The sequence below is a fragment of the Streptomyces mangrovisoli genome, assembly GCF_000974985.2.
GTDB lineage: Bacteria > Actinomycetota > Actinomycetes > Streptomycetales > Streptomycetaceae > Streptomyces > Streptomyces mangrovisoli.
This window is the reverse complement of record NZ_LAVA02000177.1, coordinates 1-252: the sequence shown is the minus strand read 5'-3', so window position 1 is coordinate 252 and position 252 is coordinate 1. Positions and strand designations below refer to the sequence as shown.

Annotated in this window: 1 pseudogene; it reads right to left on the bottom strand. The window is 67.5% G+C overall.

What is annotated here, in order from left to right:
- Positions 1-252 (bottom strand): annotated as a pseudogene (locus tag WN71_RS39125) (NADP-dependent phosphogluconate dehydrogenase); the annotation flags it as partial.

Here is a 252-nt window from a genome sequence, read left to right as displayed (position 1 = left end):
TCTGCACGGTCCAGCGGCCGGTGCCCTTCTGCTCGGCCTGGTCCACCACCACGTCGACGAACGGCTTGCCGGTCGCGGCGTCCACGTGGGAGAGGACCTCGGCCGTGATCTCGATCAGGTACGAGTCGAGCCGGCCAGTGTTCCAGGTCCGGAAGATCTCCGCGATCTGCGCGGGGGAGTACCCGGCGACGTCGCGCAGCAGCTGGTACGCCTCACCGATCAGCTGCATGTCGGCGTACTCGATGCCGTTGT